Below are 14874 nucleotides of genomic sequence, written 5' to 3'. Positions count from 1 at the left end.
GGACAAACAATGAGAACAAACCGTCAAGGATTGATTGTTTGGTTTCAACAAATGAAAAACCTTAAGCAAATAAAACGCTATGGACATTTAATTTATCGTTCAAAAAAATTAAAGTATGCTGTCCTTTATGTTGATCAAGATGAATTAGAGGATATTCAAAAAAAGTTAATGAAGCATTCTTTTATATCGAAAGTTGAAACCTCTTATAAGCCTTTTGTTCGAACCAACTATGAAAATTCGAAACCAGATAAGGCAAAACAGTATGATTATGAATATAAAATGGGGATTTAAGACCTTTATAACATACATAACGGTATTCATAAAGGTTTTTATCTCATGCATAAAAAACACTGCAGATCAATATATCTGCAGGTTCTTTTTGTTTTTATTAAACAAAAAGATAAAGGGAGAGGAGAAACCGGAGATAGAACTTATGGGGAAGTATAAGTTCTCTCCGAGTTTTAAACAACCAAGCAAAGCATTAGCTGTCTCACTATGATATTATGTACAAATAAAAAAATTATATACCTTTTTTTGTAGTTTTTTGTTATCCTTTTTTATGGTAGGATTAATGTCGAACAGTGTCATAGTCGAGGTGATGAAATGCGAGTAATTGCAGGTGAACTGAAAGGAAGACAAATGAAGTCCGTTCCAGGTAAAACAACAAGACCTACTACAGACAAAGTGAAAGAGGCTGTCTTTCAAATGATTGGGCCATACTTCAGCGGTGGGACTTGTCTTGATTTATTTGCCGGAAGCGGTGCTTTAGGAATTGAGGCTCTCAGCAGGGGGATAGAGCAGATCGTATTCGTAGATAAACAGTCATCCGCAGTACATACAATTTACGAAAATCTAAAATTATTGAAAATAGAGAATAAAGCTGAAGTATTTCGTACAGATGCTTTCCGGGCGATTCAGGCAGCGGCAAAAAGAAAATTGCAATTTGATTTGATTTTCCTAGACCCTCCGTATAAAAAAATGAATTATGAATCACTGATCCATCAAATAATGCAACTTGATTTACTCGCAGAAAATGGAATGATGTATTGTGAACATCATCCATCTGAAAAAATACCGCTTCACCATGAGCATTTGAACGTAATAAAACAAGCGAATTACGGAAGCACGATTGGAATTACAATTTTTAAACATATTTAAGGGAAGGGAGCGCTTTTCATTGACTAAGTTAGCAATTTGTCCTGGAAGCTTTGATCCAGTTACAAATGGACATTTAGATATTATTCAACGTGGAGCCCGAATTTTTGATCATATCATTGTTGCAGTGTTTAATAACCAATCCAAATCGCCGCTGTTCTCAGTGAAAGAAAGAATACACTTGCTGGAAGAAGTTACAAAAGATTTACCTAATGTCACAATTGATTCGAATGCTGGTTTATTAATTGACTATGCTAAAGAGCAAAATGCGCAGGTAATTTTACGGGGGTTAAGAGCTGTTAGTGATTTTGAATATGAGATGCAAATCACTTCCATGAATAGAAAACTAGATGAAAATATCGAAACTTTTTTTATGATGACAAATAATCAATATTCATTCTTGAGTTCTAGTATGGTTAAAGAAGTAGCCAAATACAATGCTGATGTAAGCGATTTAGTCCCTAAGGAAGTAGAAAAAGCATTGATTCAAAAATATAAATAGGAAAAAAGATGTTGCTGATCATTTAATTATGCAACATCTTTTCTTTAAATGCTTACTTCGTTTTTAATTGACGTTTGTACAATAGGAAACCAGCTACACCTAAAAAGAATATCGTTACAACTGGGCCGATTTGTTTTAAGATGTCTAAGGCGATTTGCCAATTATTTTCATGTACATCTTGCAAAACGGGTATATCTTCTCTTTCAAAAGCTTGTCTGTTTAAATATAAAGGTTTAAATAATAAAATACATAAAATGCTTGCAAATAAACCATGTAAAAGACGGGCAAAAAAGTACGGGGCGAAGCGAATATCCGTTTTTGCAATAATGCTGGCAACTTGTGCTTGAACGGAAAAACCGTTGAATCCTAATATGAAACTAATAATTACTATTTTCGCTAATACACCATCTGTAGCTAGTTGTGAAATCATTTGGGCACCTAAAGTAATTTCAAATAATCCTGAAAAGAATGGCAATGCCAGATCAGCTGGAAGTCCAAGTATAACTAAAAGGACTTTAAAAACTTTAGCAATGATCGGTGATAAACCAATTAAAAATAATAATTTTGTAAATACCGAAAACAGAATAATAAAACCCCCAATCATTACCAATGTCTGGATGGAATGAACGACAGCATCCCCGACAACCTTACCAAATGGACGAGTATCTTCTAATCGTGTTTTATGCATTTCTTTAAATGCACGAATGAAATACGATTTTTGTTTAACCTCTTTGTTTTCTTTTGTTGTTTTCCCATAAAATCTCATACATATTCCTACCAGTGCATTACCGAGATAATGGCTTACGGCTAATACGATACCAAGTTTGGCATCATGCAAAAAACCTATTGATAATGCCCCAAATATAAAAAGAGGGCTTGAAGCATTTGTAAAAGATAGAAGTCGTTCTGCTTCAATTTGACTAAGCTGATTTTTTTCGCGGAGTCGCACAGAAATCTTGGCACCTGAAGGATATCCACTGGCCATTCCCATCACCCAAGCAAACCCGCCTGCTCCAGGTACATTAAAGAGGGGGCGCATAATTGGTTCAAAAAGAACCCCAAGGAATTTGACCACACCGAAACCAATTAATAATTCAGCGGCTATAAAGAAAGGAAGAAGGGACGGGAAAACAATTTCCAGCCACATATTTAAACCGCGTATGCTTGCTTCAAATGCTTGGTCCGGAAATATTATCAATGAACTTGTAAAGAAAATGGTAATAGATGCTAATGATATTGTTTTTATTATTTGTCTCAATAGAAAGCCCCCTAAAATGTGAGACCATTCTGTACTTCTTTTTTTGATAGTAGTAGAATGATTTTATCTGATACTAATAAATAATCATTTATGGTAGACATACTTAGGTGTCATAACTTTCAAAAGTAAAGAAGAAGAAGGGAGTAACATGAAAGAATTCATCACTCACTGAATTTTTGAATAAACTTTAACTAGTCTATATCAATATACGTAAGTGTAGTGCTTGTTTATGCCACAGTTTAAATAAAACTTGGGAAATATCATGTTCATTTGCAAAGAATAGACATTAACAGTTATTTTGTAATTTGGAAGGAGCTTTATCATGAGATATACGAAACGGCATCTCCTTTATTTAATTATTGTAGTTTTGTTAGCTTATTTTTTAGCTGCATTTAAATTGCCTTACTATATTTATAAACCTGGTGGTGCTGACCCATTAAATCCTATCGTTGAGGTAGAAGGGGGCTTTGAAAGTGAAGGAGATATGCATCTTGTAACGGTAAGTGGCGGACAGGCGACTCCTATACAATATTTATGGGCAAAGTTTTTAGCACATCATGAAGTATTGCCACTTGAGAAAGTCCGACCTAAAGGAATTTCTGAGGATGAATATATGCATGCCCAATTACAAATGATGGAAAGTTCACAAGAGGCTTCAGAAGTAGTTGGTTACAAGGCGGCTGGTGCCGATATTACCATTACGTATGAGGGCGTATTTATTGCAGGAGTTATCCAAGGGATGCCAGCTGAAGGAATTTTAAAAATAGGAGATCATGTTACTGGGATCGATGGCAAGAACATTGAAGAAACAGATGACTTAATTACTTATGTTGAAAGTAAAAATGTAGGAGATACAATTACGCTTGATATAGAACGGGATGGGAAGCAACTATCAAAAGATGTTAAGCTTGAGAAGTTTAAAGATCAAGAAAAAGTAGGACTCGGTATTCAGTTAGTCACAGACCGAAATGTTCAAGTTGATCCCGAAGTGCAATTTTCCAGTGGAGAAATTGGAGGACCTAGTGCTGGGTTAATGTTTTCACTTGAAATCTATGACCAGTTAACAGAGGAGGACTTAACAAAAGGCTATCAAATCGCTGGAACTGGAGAAGTAGACTATGAAGGAAACGTACTGCGAATCGGGGGAATTGATAAAAAAGTAGTTGCTGCGGATCGAGAAGGCTGTGACATCTTTTTTGCTCCAAATGAAGAAGGTGCTGACGATTCCAATTATCAAGTTGCAAAAGAAACAGCCGAGGAAATTGGTACAGACATGAAAGTGGTACCGGTTGATACATTTGATGGAGCTTTGGATTACTTAAAAAAGCAGGAGCCAAAAAAATAGCTCCCTGCTTTATTTCATTCTTATAGGTGCTTGTAATTCCTGTTTAAATAACAATGCTCTATGATTTGGTGGTACAACACTGTAATACGCATGAGTCGCTTTTTCCTCCATCGCCAGCATGGGTTGCATGTGACCATGAGCTAATGAAAAAACAATTGGTACATTCATGTTCTTTTTAATTGTATGTAAATAGGCCTGGCCATTTTTGGTTAAACCTAACACACGCACATATGGAACGGAATTAGATGAAACAACAGATTGGATATCTGCTTTTTTTGTGTTTGTTAAAAGATGAGCAAAAATTCGTTGCAAACGTGTCCAGGTGTATCGTTTAGTTTTGATCTGTTTCATCCAATTTATAAACGAGGTTGCCGTTTTGGCTGTTTTTTTAATCCGATATTCAAGACCTTCTTCAACACCATGTATCTGAGCTAATTCTTCCAATGACATTGTTAATACACGATAATGAACAAGGGGAAAATAATTTTCCCATGTGTGCCAGAGAGCTGCCTTATTTTTATAGTTTTTCAATTGGGTAATCGTTTCATCTGGAATAGCAGCAGATGTCTCAGGGGAAATATCATTTTCTTGAAATAATTGTTTACGAATACTTGTTGCACTTGCAATCTCACTTGTTATCGATTCATCATGGTAGTTGCTGCTTGTCCGTTTGATTGTTAAAGGTTTTATAGGTAAACAATACTCTAGAACGGTTTTTACATAGCTAAACCCTAAAATGTTATTCGGCCTAGATAGATCCATTTGTCCACTAGTTAATCCAATCTTTTGATATGCTTTTTTACTAGCTTCAGGAAAAGAAGTGCCTTGCTTTAGATGGTGATGAAGTGTACTTTTATAAATAGTTTCCTTTTCTTTATATTTTTCAAACGTTGTTATAAAATGAGATACATTACCAGATTCACTGCCAAAACAGATATTGGAAACACCTAATTGATCCAATGTTAAAACCGAACCTTTTGCAAATAAGTCACTGCTCTGGACTGCATATGGATACGGCAGTTCTAATACAATATCAATACCAGATTGTAAAGCAGCTTTGGTTCGATGAAATTTATCAATGATTGCTGGTTCTCCCCTTTGGAGGAATGAGCCGCTCATAACAGCAATGATACAGTCAGCTCGGGATACTTCCTTCGCCTTTTGGATATGATAGACATGTCCGTGGTGGAATGGATTATATTCAACGATTAGACCGCATGCTTTCACAAAAACAACTCCTATAGTATGATTAATTTAGTTTATTGTACCAAAAAATAAGCTTCATCGCATCGCGCCATAAAAGATTAGGTTAAACGGATTATTTGTATACCCAATGGGAATCTTAGTAGTAGGCGGTATGAATAGCATAATTTTATAATCTGTAAAGAAAATATGTTGACAAAAAACCATTTTCCTTTTAAAATAACTCTTGTTGCCCAGAGGTGATCATAATGAAATTTACAATTGGTGAAATTAAAAAAAAATGCTGCGCAACAACCTTTTGCCTTTGATGAAAAGGTTGATGTTTCAGAATTGGAAACAATGGATAATGATATACGAAAATTAAAAAGCGTTCGTGTATGTGGAAACTGTATACTTGAAGGAGATGAGATCATTTTTTCCATGACGATAAGTGGGGAAATGATACTACCTTGTGCCCGTACATTAGTGGACGTGCCATATCCTTTTGAGATCAAGGCTGACGAAGTATTTTCCATCTCTCCTTATTATGGCGAAGAAGAAGAGGAAAATGAGATACATTTTGTAGAAGGGGAAGTACTTGACTTAACCCCATATATAAAGGAAAATATTTTATTGGAGATTCCTTTTCGTGTATTTTCTGATGATAAAGAGGCTCACAAAAACACCCCTTTAAAAGGGGAAGGCTGGGAGTTGGCTACAGAGAAAACTAAAAAAGAGTCAATCGATCCACGTCTTAAAAAGTTGCAGTCTTTTTTTGAAGATAACAAGAAAGAGAAATAGGAAAAGATTAAATAAAGGAGGTGTAAGTCATGGCAGTACCAAAGAGAAGAACTTCTAAAAAAGTAAAAAATCAACGTCGTACGCATAAAAAATTACACGTACCTGGCATGGTTGAGTGTTCAAATTGTGGAGAACTAACAAAGCCACACCATGTATGTAAAGCTTGTGGACATTATGATGGGAAAGAAGTAGTAAATAGATAATTGATAAAACGCGGATCACTGTAGAAGAGGTGATCTGCTTTTTTTATTGATAATACCTTCCTAAAAAGAAGCATCCCTTTCATTTACTCCCTTTCGATCTTCTATTAACAGACTACCAACATAAATCCTCAGAAAAAATTGTATCTACTAAAACATTTCCGATCATTCCAACTACCTTAAGGTGATTGATAAAACAAAGAGACTGTGATTCCTTATAAAATTTTAAACTGCGATTCTACCTCTCCTAGTATTTGCATATATTGATAGCAAATACATTAGGAGGGGTGTTATGAATGTAACGCGTCAAGATGCATGGTCAAATGATGAAGATCTGCTTCTAGCTGAAACGGTACTCCGTTATATTAGTGAGGGGAAAACGCAATTGGAAGCGTTTAAAGAAGTAGCAAAACAACTATCCCGCACATCCGCAGCATGCGGATTCCGTTGGAATGCCACAATACGCAAGCAATACCAGGATGCAATTACGCTTGCGAAAAAAGAAAGAAGAGATGGTTCAAATCAGTTGCAAAATGAAGGTTTTAACACAAATCAAGATAGAAGTTCAATAGATACAGCAATTTTATTATTAGAAAAAATGAAAAATGATTATATAGATACGACCAATAAGCATCAAATAGAACAAGAAAAACTTCTTGAGCATTTAAAAAGCGAAAATGCACAACTAAAAGAGCAGCTGACACGATATGATGATGCGTGGACGGAAATGGGGAATTTGTGGAATTGGGTAAAAAAGAATAATCATGTGTAAGTTAAAAGCCATGAATGCAAGCATAAATCATTCATGGCTTTTAGAGTTAAAAAAAATCGATTATTGCTCTTTCGCTACTTCTTTTTCTTGAACTCCCTTCGGAAGCCAGATAAGTGGATTTTCTCCCAAATCTCTTTCCATTTCATAATGTGCCTTTTGAAATCCAAGTGTTTCCCAAAATCCATGGGAATTGATTCGGGGATTTGTTTTGATTGGCAATTGATAACTTTTTGCATAATCAACTAATGCTGTCCCATAGCCTTTTTCCCTGTAATCAGGCAGAACCTCCAGCTTCCATAAGGCCATATAATCTTGCGGTGGATCAAAATAAAAATCATATTTTTTCTTAATTTGGTAAAGACTCATCCTGGCAACAAGATTGTCACCATAGTAAATTCCATAAAAAGGCGATTTACTATTGTTTTCAACAATATTACTTTCTAAGTCTTCTAACATGGAGAGCTCCTGATTTCCGTACGCCTTAAAGCGTTTAAATGCTTCTAACGTCTTATAGTTTATGAGAAGATTTTCAACTTTAATATTTTCCATAAAAATGCCCCCTTCGATGTTCCTAATAAATTATGATATGCTTCTTTTATTATAATATAAACAGTACTAGAATGAAATGACGGAAAGCGATTATTCAATGGATAAATGCTCTGAACAAGATGAAGAGCAAAAAGGGGGAGTGAGTGATAAATGAAAGTAGGTATAGTTGGCGGTGGTTCCATCGGGCTATTAGTCAGCGGCTATCTATATAAGGAACATGAGGTCACTATTTATTGCAGACGTAAAGAGCAAAAACAAAAAATCAATGATGACGGTTTATTTACAGCAGAAAGTTCTAAACCACGTCCAGTTAAAGCTTTACTGTTAGACGAATTACAACAGGAAGATTGTTTGATCATTTGTGTAAAACAATCCCAGATTTCTACTATTTTAACAAAAATAAAAATGCAAAAGACAGATACTCCTTTCATTTTCCTACAAAATGGAATGGGACATATCGAACTTCTTGATATGGATAACCCCATTTTCGTCGGTGTCGTTGAACATGGTGCGTTACGGAAAACAGATAATTATGTTCAGCATACAGGGAAAGGATTAATAAGATTGGCTGTCTTTCAAAAGGGAAACGTACACTTAGAAACACTAGTAGAACAATTCGATCAATGTTGTTTTCCAGTACAGAAGGAAGCGGATTGGAGACGGCTATTACATGAAAAGTTAATTGTCAATGCAGTGATTAATCCGCTTACCGCTTTATTGCATGTCAGAAATGGAGCAATTATAGATAATCCGTTTATCAATCAAATTGCTAAAGTGTTATGCATGGAAGCAGCTATGGTTTTAAAAATGGATTTTCTAAAACAATGGAATCGTGTGCAATCAATAGCAGAAAATACTAGGAAAAATACTTCCTCTATGTTAAAGGATATCAAAGGGAAACAAAAAACAGAGATTGAAGCAATTACAGGTTATATTATCAATCAATGTGACCATACATCCCATCTACCATATAGTACGTTTGTATATGACGGTATTCGTGCACTTGAACGCGAAAAGGAGATTGATCAATGATACTCGTTGATGTTATCGTATATTTTATTGCTGGAATGATCACTTTCCCAATGATTGTAACGCTCATCATGTATTGGGGCGCTTTGAAATTTTCTTTCCACAAGTTAAAAGCGCTACATTTTGCAGTTCATTGGTCATGTCTTTTATATATTATTGCCGACCTAATATTAATACGTATCATTTTTAATCAGCAAGTAGTGGGGATCGTCCTTCTTTGTTTTTTACTTTTATTTACAATAATCGTAATTAATCAGTGGAAGGTAAAAAATGAGGTGAATTTTTCTAAAGCAATTAAACTCGTTTGGCGAATGAGCTTTTTATTCTTTTTAATGATGTATATTTGTTTATTTTTTATAGGAGTTTCACAGGGGATGTTTTTTGATTAAACTGCCAAAAAATAGTCTTCAGATGAACTTATCCATCAAACAGATTACATGAAATATTATATTCTTTTATGTACAATACAAAATGGATATTATAAATTAAAGGAGTATGTGTTCTATGCGGATTGACCCTATGCAGTTAAACCAAAGCAAATTAATACATGATTATCGCAATAATACAGGAACTATTAGGAATCATTTTGATTATCCTCCATTTCAAAACTATGAACAGAGGGTCAAAGATTTAAAAAGCCGTTCATTTAACCGGGAGCATTTAATAAATGTATTACATACGATAAACCAGCAATGGGATGCTCCTGATACGACACATCATAATATAGAAAGATTAAACAATGAGGAAAGTGTTGTTGTGATTGGGGGTCAACAAGCAGGATTATTAACAGGGCCACTTTATACAATAAATAAAATCATTTCAATTATCCAGTTCGCTAAACAGCAGGAAGAACATTTAAACATCCCTGTTATTCCAGTATTTTGGATAGCAGGTGAAGATCATGACTTTGATGAGATTAACCATGTCTATTTACCAGATAAAACAGAAATGAAAAAACATAAATTGCGACAGCGTACGAAAGAAAAGCGCTCCATCTCGACTATTGATCTGGATAAAGAAGAGGCAACCAAATGGATCAATCAATTATTTGTGCAGCTTCAAGAAACAGCGTATACGAAAGACCTATATACTGCAGTGAAGGACTGTTTGTACCTGTCGAAAACCTATGTTGACTTTTTTGCACGGGTTATTTATCAGATATTTAATCAAGAAGGATTGGTATTAATTGACTCTGGGCACCCAAAAGTACGTCATTTAGAAACGGAGCACTTTGTAGAGCTAATTCATAAACAATCTGAAATAACTTCTGGCGTATATACAGCTTACCAACAACTAAAACAAGAAGGATACTCGCTTCCGCTAGATCTAGGACCTCATGACGCACATCTTTTCTACCATCAAAATCAGGAGCGGGTATTGCTTACTCGAAATGAAAATGGGGCTTGGAGAGGGAAACAGGATGAAGTTGAATTAACAACAGAAGAATTACTTAACGTTGCAAAAAACACCCCCGATCTACTAAGCAATAATGTTGTTACACGTCCGATAATGCAGGAGCTATTATTTCCTACTTTAGCATTTATTGGTGGAAACGGGGAAATCAGTTATTGGTCGGTATTAAAACCTGCATTTCGAGCTGTTAACTTAAAAATGCCGCCAGTGTTACCTCGTCTATCATTTACTTTTATAGATAAAAGTGTAAGTAAACTATTAGCCAAATATGAAATCTCCGATACCCGCGTCATTGAAAGCGGAATAGATGATTTAAAGCAAAATTGGTTAGAGGCTAAGCAAAGTCCTCCAATAGAGCAAATGGCAGACGAAATTAAATTGGAGATTGAAAAAGTACATCTACCATTAAGAAATGTTGCACAAGAAATGCAATCAGATCTAGGAGAACTAGCAGCTAAAAATTTATATTATTTACAAGCAAATGTGGATTATTTAAAAAAACGGATGGTCAACGTATTAGAGGCTAAATATGCGCAGGAATTAGCAGAATTTGATCGTTTACACAATACGCTACACCCTTCCGGAGGATTGCAAGAGCGGATATGGAATTTATTACCTTTATGGAATAAGTGTGGAGTGTATTTTATTAAACAATTAACAGGTGAAGCATGCTCATTTGAAAAAGAGCATTTCATTATTCATATATAATAGCACCCACTTTTCCCCACCAAAACCTAAAAATGATCTTTTCGAAAGCTAAATTTATTTAATAATAAAAAAAGCGATTGTGGCAATGGTCCACAGTCGCTTTTTTTAATTACTATACTCCCTTACACAAGTTAATAATCCTGTTATTTTTTGGCATTTTATATTTGATTAAAAATACAGTGGTGAAATGTGGAGAGATGTGGTAACATGAATACAAGAAAGTGGGGCGAACTATATGTTTATGGGTGAATTCCAACACAACATTGACACAAAGGGAAGAATAATAGTCCCAGCCAAGTTTCGCAGTGAACTTGGAGAAAACTTTGTTGTTACCCGTGGACTGGACAAGTGTCTGTTCGCTTATCCAATGGAGGAATGGAAACTTTTAGAAGAAAAATTAAAAAAACTCCCACTTACTAAAAAAGATGCAAGAGCATTCACTCGTTTTTTCTTTTCTGGTGCAGTTGAATGTGAAGTTGATAAACAGGGAAGAATAAATATTCCGCAGCCGTTAAGAAAATATGCGGATTTGGAAAAGGAGTGTGCAGTTATTGGTGTTTCTAACCGGGTTGAATTCTGGGCAAACGATAGTTGGGAAGAGTACTTTAATGACTCTGAAGATTCGTTTGGGGAAATTGCTGAAAACTTGCTAGATTTCGATATTTGATAAAAAGTGGGTGTATGAATGTTTGAACATTATAGTGTACTAAAAAATGAAACAATTGATGGTCTATCTATCAAACCTGACGGTACGTATGTAGATTGTACGGTTGGTGGTGGGGGACATGCAGAACAAATTGCATCTAAATTAGACCAAAGTGGATTGCTTGTAGCATTTGATCAAGATATCAATGCATTAGAGGCAGCCAAACAAAAATTAAGAAAATATGATGACCGAGTACAATTTATTAATAAAAATTTCCGCAGTTTAGAGCAGGAATTAAATGACAAAGGGATCAAGCGTGTAGATGGAATATTGTTTGATCTTGGTGTTTCATCCCCGCAACTTGATAAAGGTGAAAGGGGCTTTAGCTATCAACATGATGCATTGCTTGATATGCGAATGAACCAAACGCAAAATTTAAGTGCATATAAAATCGTTAATACATGGACCTATCAGCAATTGGTTTCTATATTTTTTAAATATGGAGAAGAAAAATTTTCTAAACAGATTGCTAGGAAAATAGAGTCTTACCGAAACGCTAAAAAAATAGAAACTACACATGAATTAGTGGATATTATAAAAGATGCAATTCCTGCGCCAGCACGGCGTAAAGGAGGCCATCCAGCAAAACGGATTTTTCAGGCAATAAGAATTGCTGTAAATGATGAACTAGCAGTATTTAATGATGCGCTTCACCAAGCAGCAAGGGTGATTGATATTAATGGCCGTATTGCCGTTATTACTTTTCATTCGCTCGAAGACCGAATATGCAAGCAAGCATTTAAAAAATGGAGTACACCAAAAGAAACCCCAAAAAATTTACCTATTATTCCTCAGGAAAATGAAGCTCCTTTTAAACGAATCACTAGAAAACCAATCAGTCCTAGTGACGAAGAATTAAAACAAAATCGCAGATCGCGATCTGCTAAATTGCGTATTGTTGAAAAAGTACATACATGGGATGAAAAATTTACTAATGTGGAAGGGTGAAAAAAATAATGAACGCAAATCATGCTAGAAATTGGCAGCAGACGTATACAACGCAATCACCAAAGGAAAAACAGGTTACAGTAAAAGTACGTAAAAAAAGTTGGATTACGAAAGGTGAAAAAGTTTTATATTCTGTAGTTGGAGCATGTTTAATTTGTGCTGGTATTTATACGGTTTCTTATTCGGCTTCCACTGATAAACTGAATAGAGAGTTGCAAAATTTGGAAAACAAAGTTCAAAGCCAACAGGTTACAAATGAAGGCCTATTATATGAAATGAAAGAATTAAGTAGACCGGAAAGAATCACGAAAATAGCGAAGGAAAATGGCTTAAAAATCCAAGATGCTAATGTAAAAAAAGCAAGTGCATATAACAACTAGATCAAGGGGCCTTGTAGCATGAGGAAAAACAAAACAACCCACTTCATGACAGGAATTTTGACGTTGATTTTTGTTGGAACCTTCTTGGTCATAATGGGGAGATTTATCTATATACAAGCAGTGGGTGTAATCGACAATGTATCCTTGGAAGAATGGGCTAAGGAAAAAAGAACTTCGTCTTATACTTTACATGCTGAAAGAGGAAAAATCTTTGATAGTAATAATATGACCCTAGCTTATGATCGGCCAACATTCCGCATTTATGCTATTCTAGATGAGGCTTATACTGGTGATTCCGATGAACTTAAGCATGTGAAAGATCCGGAAAAAACAGCATCGTCATTAGCACCATTCTTGGATATGGACGAAGAAGAAATTTACGGGCGGCTTGAGGACGGAATCGAAGAGGGAAAATTTCAAGTAGAATTCGGTGAAGCTGGTAAAGAATTATCACAACAAACAAAAGATGAAATAGGGGAACTAGAAATACCTGGAATCAAATTTAAGAAAGAAGCAATTCGATATTATCCAAATGGACTATTCGCCTCTCATATTCTGGGATTTGCTCAAAAAAAAGATGGGAAAATTACAGGGCTTGCAGGTATAGAAAAAGAAATGAATGATGTTTTAGGTGGGAAAGATGGACATATATCTTATCAGCGTGATAAATATAATAAAAAATTGCTAGATCCGAATGAAGTCATCCAGAAGCCTGAAAATGGAGATGACATTTATTTAACAATTGATCAAAAAATCCAAACCTTATTGGAAGATGTCATGTCACAAGTTCGTAAAGAATACAAACCGAAACGAATTACAGCAGTTGTCATGAACCCTAAAACAGGAGAAATTATAGCAATGGGTAATCGCCCAAGCTATAATCCAAACAATCCTTCGAATGTTAAGAACTGGTATAATGACGTTATTTCAAACCCATTTGAACCAGGCTCGACTGTAAAAATGTTTACATGGGCTGCCGCAATTGAGGAAGGTGTTTACAACGGAGAGGAAACGTTTAAATCCGGTAAATACAAAGTAAACGATAGAATAACTCCGATTGCTGATCATAATGGCGGTAATGGATGGGGGAAAATCACATATGATGAAGGATTCGCACGCTCATCAAATGTTGCAGCAGCGAAACTTGCCTGGGAAAAGGTTGGTCCCGAAACGTTTCTAGAATATCTAAGGGGCTTTGATTTTGATGAAGAAACGAATATCGATTTACCAAATGAAGTAAGCGGGCAATTGTTATATAATTGGCCACTGGAAAAAATAACAACTGCTTTTGGGCAAGGGAGTACGGTAACTCCAATTCAACAATTAAAAGCTGCTACAGCAATTGCAAATGATGGAAAAATGCTTCAACCCTATGTAATTAAAAAAATTGTAGATCCAGATACAGAGAAAGTTCTCAAAGAAAAATCACCAAATGTTGTTGGACAACCAATATCCAAAGAAACCTCCGATCAGGTGATGGACTTACTTGAATCTGTAGTCAGTTCTGAAAACGGAACAGGAAAAATGTATCATCTGGATGATTATACGGTAGCAGGAAAAACAGGTACGGCACAAATTCCAGACCCTGATAAACCTGGATATCTTACAGGTGTTGGAAATAACACTTTTTCATTTTTAGGAATGGCACCTAAAGATGATCCTAGATTGATGATGTATGTATCTGTAACACAGCCTGACTTAGAGACAGATGACGGTTATGCCCCTGGCTCAACACCAGTCTCTTTTATCTTTAAAAATGTGATGGAAAATAGTTTACATTATTTAGATGTAAATCCTGACAAAGATTCTAATGAACCTGTAGATCGTATTAAAGTTCCGGAATTAATTGGAGAAAATGCTAATGAAGCGAAAAAATTGTTAAAGAAAAAAGGGTTAAAACCAACGATAATAGGAACAGGTAAAAAA

General features: G+C 35.3%; 17 protein-coding genes. 14 read left to right on the top strand and 3 right to left on the bottom strand.

Going from position 1 to position 14874, the window contains the following annotated elements:
- Nucleotides 1-9: 9 nt before the first annotated feature.
- From GZ63_RS0105515 to coaD, 3 genes are all read left to right on the top strand, one after another.
- On the top strand, nucleotides 10-291 hold the full coding sequence (locus GZ63_RS0105515; RefSeq protein WP_029267663.1) for a YlbG family protein: 282 nt from the start codon (nucleotides 10-12) through the stop codon (nucleotides 289-291).
- Nucleotides 292-603: 312 nt separating this feature from the next.
- Nucleotides 604-1158 carry a 16S rRNA (guanine(966)-N(2))-methyltransferase RsmD gene (gene rsmD / locus GZ63_RS0105505; RefSeq protein ID WP_029267659.1) on the top strand — a complete coding sequence of 185 codons (555 nt, stop codon included), beginning with the start codon at nucleotides 604-606 and terminating at the stop codon, nucleotides 1156-1158.
- Nucleotides 1159-1177: 19 nt separating this feature from the next.
- Nucleotides 1178-1657: a pantetheine-phosphate adenylyltransferase gene (gene coaD, locus GZ63_RS0105500; RefSeq protein WP_029267656.1), complete on the top strand. Its 480-nt coding sequence runs from the start codon at nucleotides 1178-1180 to the stop codon at nucleotides 1655-1657.
- Between the two features lie 52 nt (nucleotides 1658-1709).
- Here the strand turns inward: coaD and ylbJ are convergent, their stop codons facing one another.
- Nucleotides 1710-2915, bottom strand: a complete 1206-nt coding sequence (ylbJ, locus tag GZ63_RS0105495; protein ID WP_029267654.1) for a sporulation integral membrane protein YlbJ — start codon at nucleotides 2913-2915, stop codon at nucleotides 1710-1712.
- A 322-nt stretch (nucleotides 2916-3237) separates the two neighbouring features.
- Here ylbJ and GZ63_RS0105490 point away from each other — a divergent pair, with 322 nt between their 5' ends.
- Complete coding sequence (locus GZ63_RS0105490; protein WP_029267652.1) at nucleotides 3238-4260, top strand: SepM family pheromone-processing serine protease; 1023 nt, start codon at nucleotides 3238-3240, stop codon at nucleotides 4258-4260.
- A 9-nt stretch (nucleotides 4261-4269) separates the two neighbouring features.
- Here the strand turns inward: GZ63_RS0105490 and GZ63_RS0105485 are convergent, their stop codons facing one another.
- Entirely contained in the window at nucleotides 4270-5487 is a 1218-nt protein-coding gene (locus GZ63_RS0105485) for a nucleotidyltransferase (protein WP_029267650.1), read from the bottom strand.
- A 240-nt stretch (nucleotides 5488-5727) separates the two neighbouring features.
- Here GZ63_RS0105485 and GZ63_RS0105480 point away from each other — a divergent pair, with 240 nt between their 5' ends.
- The 3 genes from GZ63_RS0105480 (at nucleotide 5728) to GZ63_RS0105470 (ending at nucleotide 7215) form a co-directional block, all read left to right on the top strand.
- The gene (locus tag GZ63_RS0105480) at nucleotides 5728-6243 is read left to right on the top strand and encodes a YceD family protein (protein WP_318842363.1); all 516 of its coding nucleotides are present in this window, start codon (nucleotides 5728-5730) and stop codon (nucleotides 6241-6243) included.
- Between the two features lie 29 nt (nucleotides 6244-6272).
- Nucleotides 6273-6446 carry a 50S ribosomal protein L32 gene (gene rpmF, locus GZ63_RS0105475; protein ID WP_029267647.1) on the top strand — a complete coding sequence of 58 codons (174 nt, stop codon included), beginning with the start codon at nucleotides 6273-6275 and terminating at the stop codon, nucleotides 6444-6446.
- A 289-nt stretch (nucleotides 6447-6735) separates the two neighbouring features.
- Nucleotides 6736-7215, top strand: a complete 480-nt coding sequence (locus tag GZ63_RS0105470; protein ID WP_029267646.1) for an RsfA family transcriptional regulator — start codon at nucleotides 6736-6738, stop codon at nucleotides 7213-7215.
- 60 nt (nucleotides 7216-7275) lie between these two features.
- Here GZ63_RS0105470 and GZ63_RS0105465 read toward each other — a convergent pair whose 3' ends face one another.
- Nucleotides 7276-7764, bottom strand: coding sequence for an N-acetyltransferase (locus GZ63_RS0105465; RefSeq protein ID WP_029267644.1), 489 nt, complete (start codon nucleotides 7762-7764; stop codon nucleotides 7276-7278).
- Between the two features lie 150 nt (nucleotides 7765-7914).
- Between GZ63_RS0105465 and GZ63_RS0105460 the strand changes: the two genes are divergently transcribed.
- The 7 genes from GZ63_RS0105460 to GZ63_RS0105430 all read left to right on the top strand — a co-directional run.
- On the top strand, nucleotides 7915-8796 hold the full coding sequence (locus GZ63_RS0105460; RefSeq protein WP_029267642.1) for a 2-dehydropantoate 2-reductase: 882 nt from the start codon (nucleotides 7915-7917) through the stop codon (nucleotides 8794-8796).
- Nucleotides 8793-9182: a DUF3397 domain-containing protein gene (locus GZ63_RS0105455; protein WP_029267640.1), complete on the top strand. Its 390-nt coding sequence runs from the start codon at nucleotides 8793-8795 to the stop codon at nucleotides 9180-9182. The genes GZ63_RS0105460 and GZ63_RS0105455 overlap by 4 nt, the downstream gene beginning before the upstream one ends.
- A 115-nt stretch (nucleotides 9183-9297) precedes the next feature.
- Entirely contained in the window at nucleotides 9298-10914 is a 1617-nt protein-coding gene (bshC, locus tag GZ63_RS0105450; protein WP_029267638.1) for a bacillithiol biosynthesis cysteine-adding enzyme BshC, read from the top strand.
- A gap of 235 nt (nucleotides 10915-11149) precedes the next feature.
- The gene (gene mraZ / locus GZ63_RS0105445; protein WP_029267636.1) at nucleotides 11150-11581 is read left to right on the top strand and encodes a division/cell wall cluster transcriptional repressor MraZ; all 432 of its coding nucleotides are present in this window, start codon (nucleotides 11150-11152) and stop codon (nucleotides 11579-11581) included.
- An 18-nt stretch (nucleotides 11582-11599) separates the two neighbouring features.
- Nucleotides 11600-12568 carry a 16S rRNA (cytosine(1402)-N(4))-methyltransferase RsmH gene (gene rsmH, locus GZ63_RS0105440; protein ID WP_029267635.1) on the top strand — a complete coding sequence of 323 codons (969 nt, stop codon included), beginning with the start codon at nucleotides 11600-11602 and terminating at the stop codon, nucleotides 12566-12568.
- Between the two features lie 8 nt (nucleotides 12569-12576).
- Nucleotides 12577-12948 carry a cell division protein FtsL gene (gene ftsL / locus GZ63_RS0105435; RefSeq protein WP_029267633.1) on the top strand — a complete coding sequence of 124 codons (372 nt, stop codon included), beginning with the start codon at nucleotides 12577-12579 and terminating at the stop codon, nucleotides 12946-12948.
- An 18-nt stretch (nucleotides 12949-12966) separates the two neighbouring features.
- On the top strand, nucleotides 12967-14874 hold a 1908-nt coding region (locus tag GZ63_RS0105430; RefSeq protein ID WP_029267631.1), incomplete at its 3' end, for a peptidoglycan D,D-transpeptidase FtsI family protein.

The organism is Virgibacillus alimentarius (genome assembly GCF_000709085.1).
Taxonomy (GTDB): domain Bacteria; phylum Bacillota; class Bacilli; order Bacillales; family Amphibacillaceae; genus Virgibacillus_B; species Virgibacillus_B alimentarius.
Note: the sequence above shows the minus strand (reverse complement) of the source record. Positions and strands in the feature narration are given on the sequence as shown.

What these genes read in the sequence shown, in the direction of transcription:
- bshC (WP_029267638.1), top strand. Translation starts at nt 9,298, where the DNA reads ATGCGGATTGACCCTATGCAGTTAAACCAAAGCAAATTAATACATGAT.
- GZ63_RS0105460 (WP_029267642.1), top strand. Translation starts at nt 7,915, where the DNA reads ATGAAAGTAGGTATAGTTGGCGGTGGTTCCATCGGGCTATTAGTCAGC.
- ftsL (WP_029267633.1), top strand. Translation starts at nt 12,577, where the DNA reads ATGAACGCAAATCATGCTAGAAATTGGCAGCAGACGTATACAACGCAA.
- rpmF (WP_029267647.1), top strand. Translation starts at nt 6,273, where the DNA reads ATGGCAGTACCAAAGAGAAGAACTTCTAAAAAAGTAAAAAATCAACGT.
- GZ63_RS0105465 (WP_029267644.1), bottom strand. Translation starts at nt 7,764, where the DNA reads ATGGAAAATATTAAAGTTGAAAATCTTCTCATAAACTATAAGACGTTA.
- rsmD (WP_029267659.1), top strand. Translation starts at nt 604, where the DNA reads ATGCGAGTAATTGCAGGTGAACTGAAAGGAAGACAAATGAAGTCCGTT.
- GZ63_RS0105470 (WP_029267646.1), top strand. Translation starts at nt 6,736, where the DNA reads ATGAATGTAACGCGTCAAGATGCATGGTCAAATGATGAAGATCTGCTT.
- GZ63_RS0105515 (WP_029267663.1), top strand. Translation starts at nt 10, where the DNA reads ATGAGAACAAACCGTCAAGGATTGATTGTTTGGTTTCAACAAATGAAA.
- mraZ (WP_029267636.1), top strand. Translation starts at nt 11,150, where the DNA reads ATGTTTATGGGTGAATTCCAACACAACATTGACACAAAGGGAAGAATA.
- rsmH (WP_029267635.1), top strand. Translation starts at nt 11,600, where the DNA reads ATGTTTGAACATTATAGTGTACTAAAAAATGAAACAATTGATGGTCTA.
- GZ63_RS0105490 (WP_029267652.1), top strand. Translation starts at nt 3,238, where the DNA reads ATGAGATATACGAAACGGCATCTCCTTTATTTAATTATTGTAGTTTTG.
- GZ63_RS0105455 (WP_029267640.1), top strand. Translation starts at nt 8,793, where the DNA reads ATGATACTCGTTGATGTTATCGTATATTTTATTGCTGGAATGATCACT.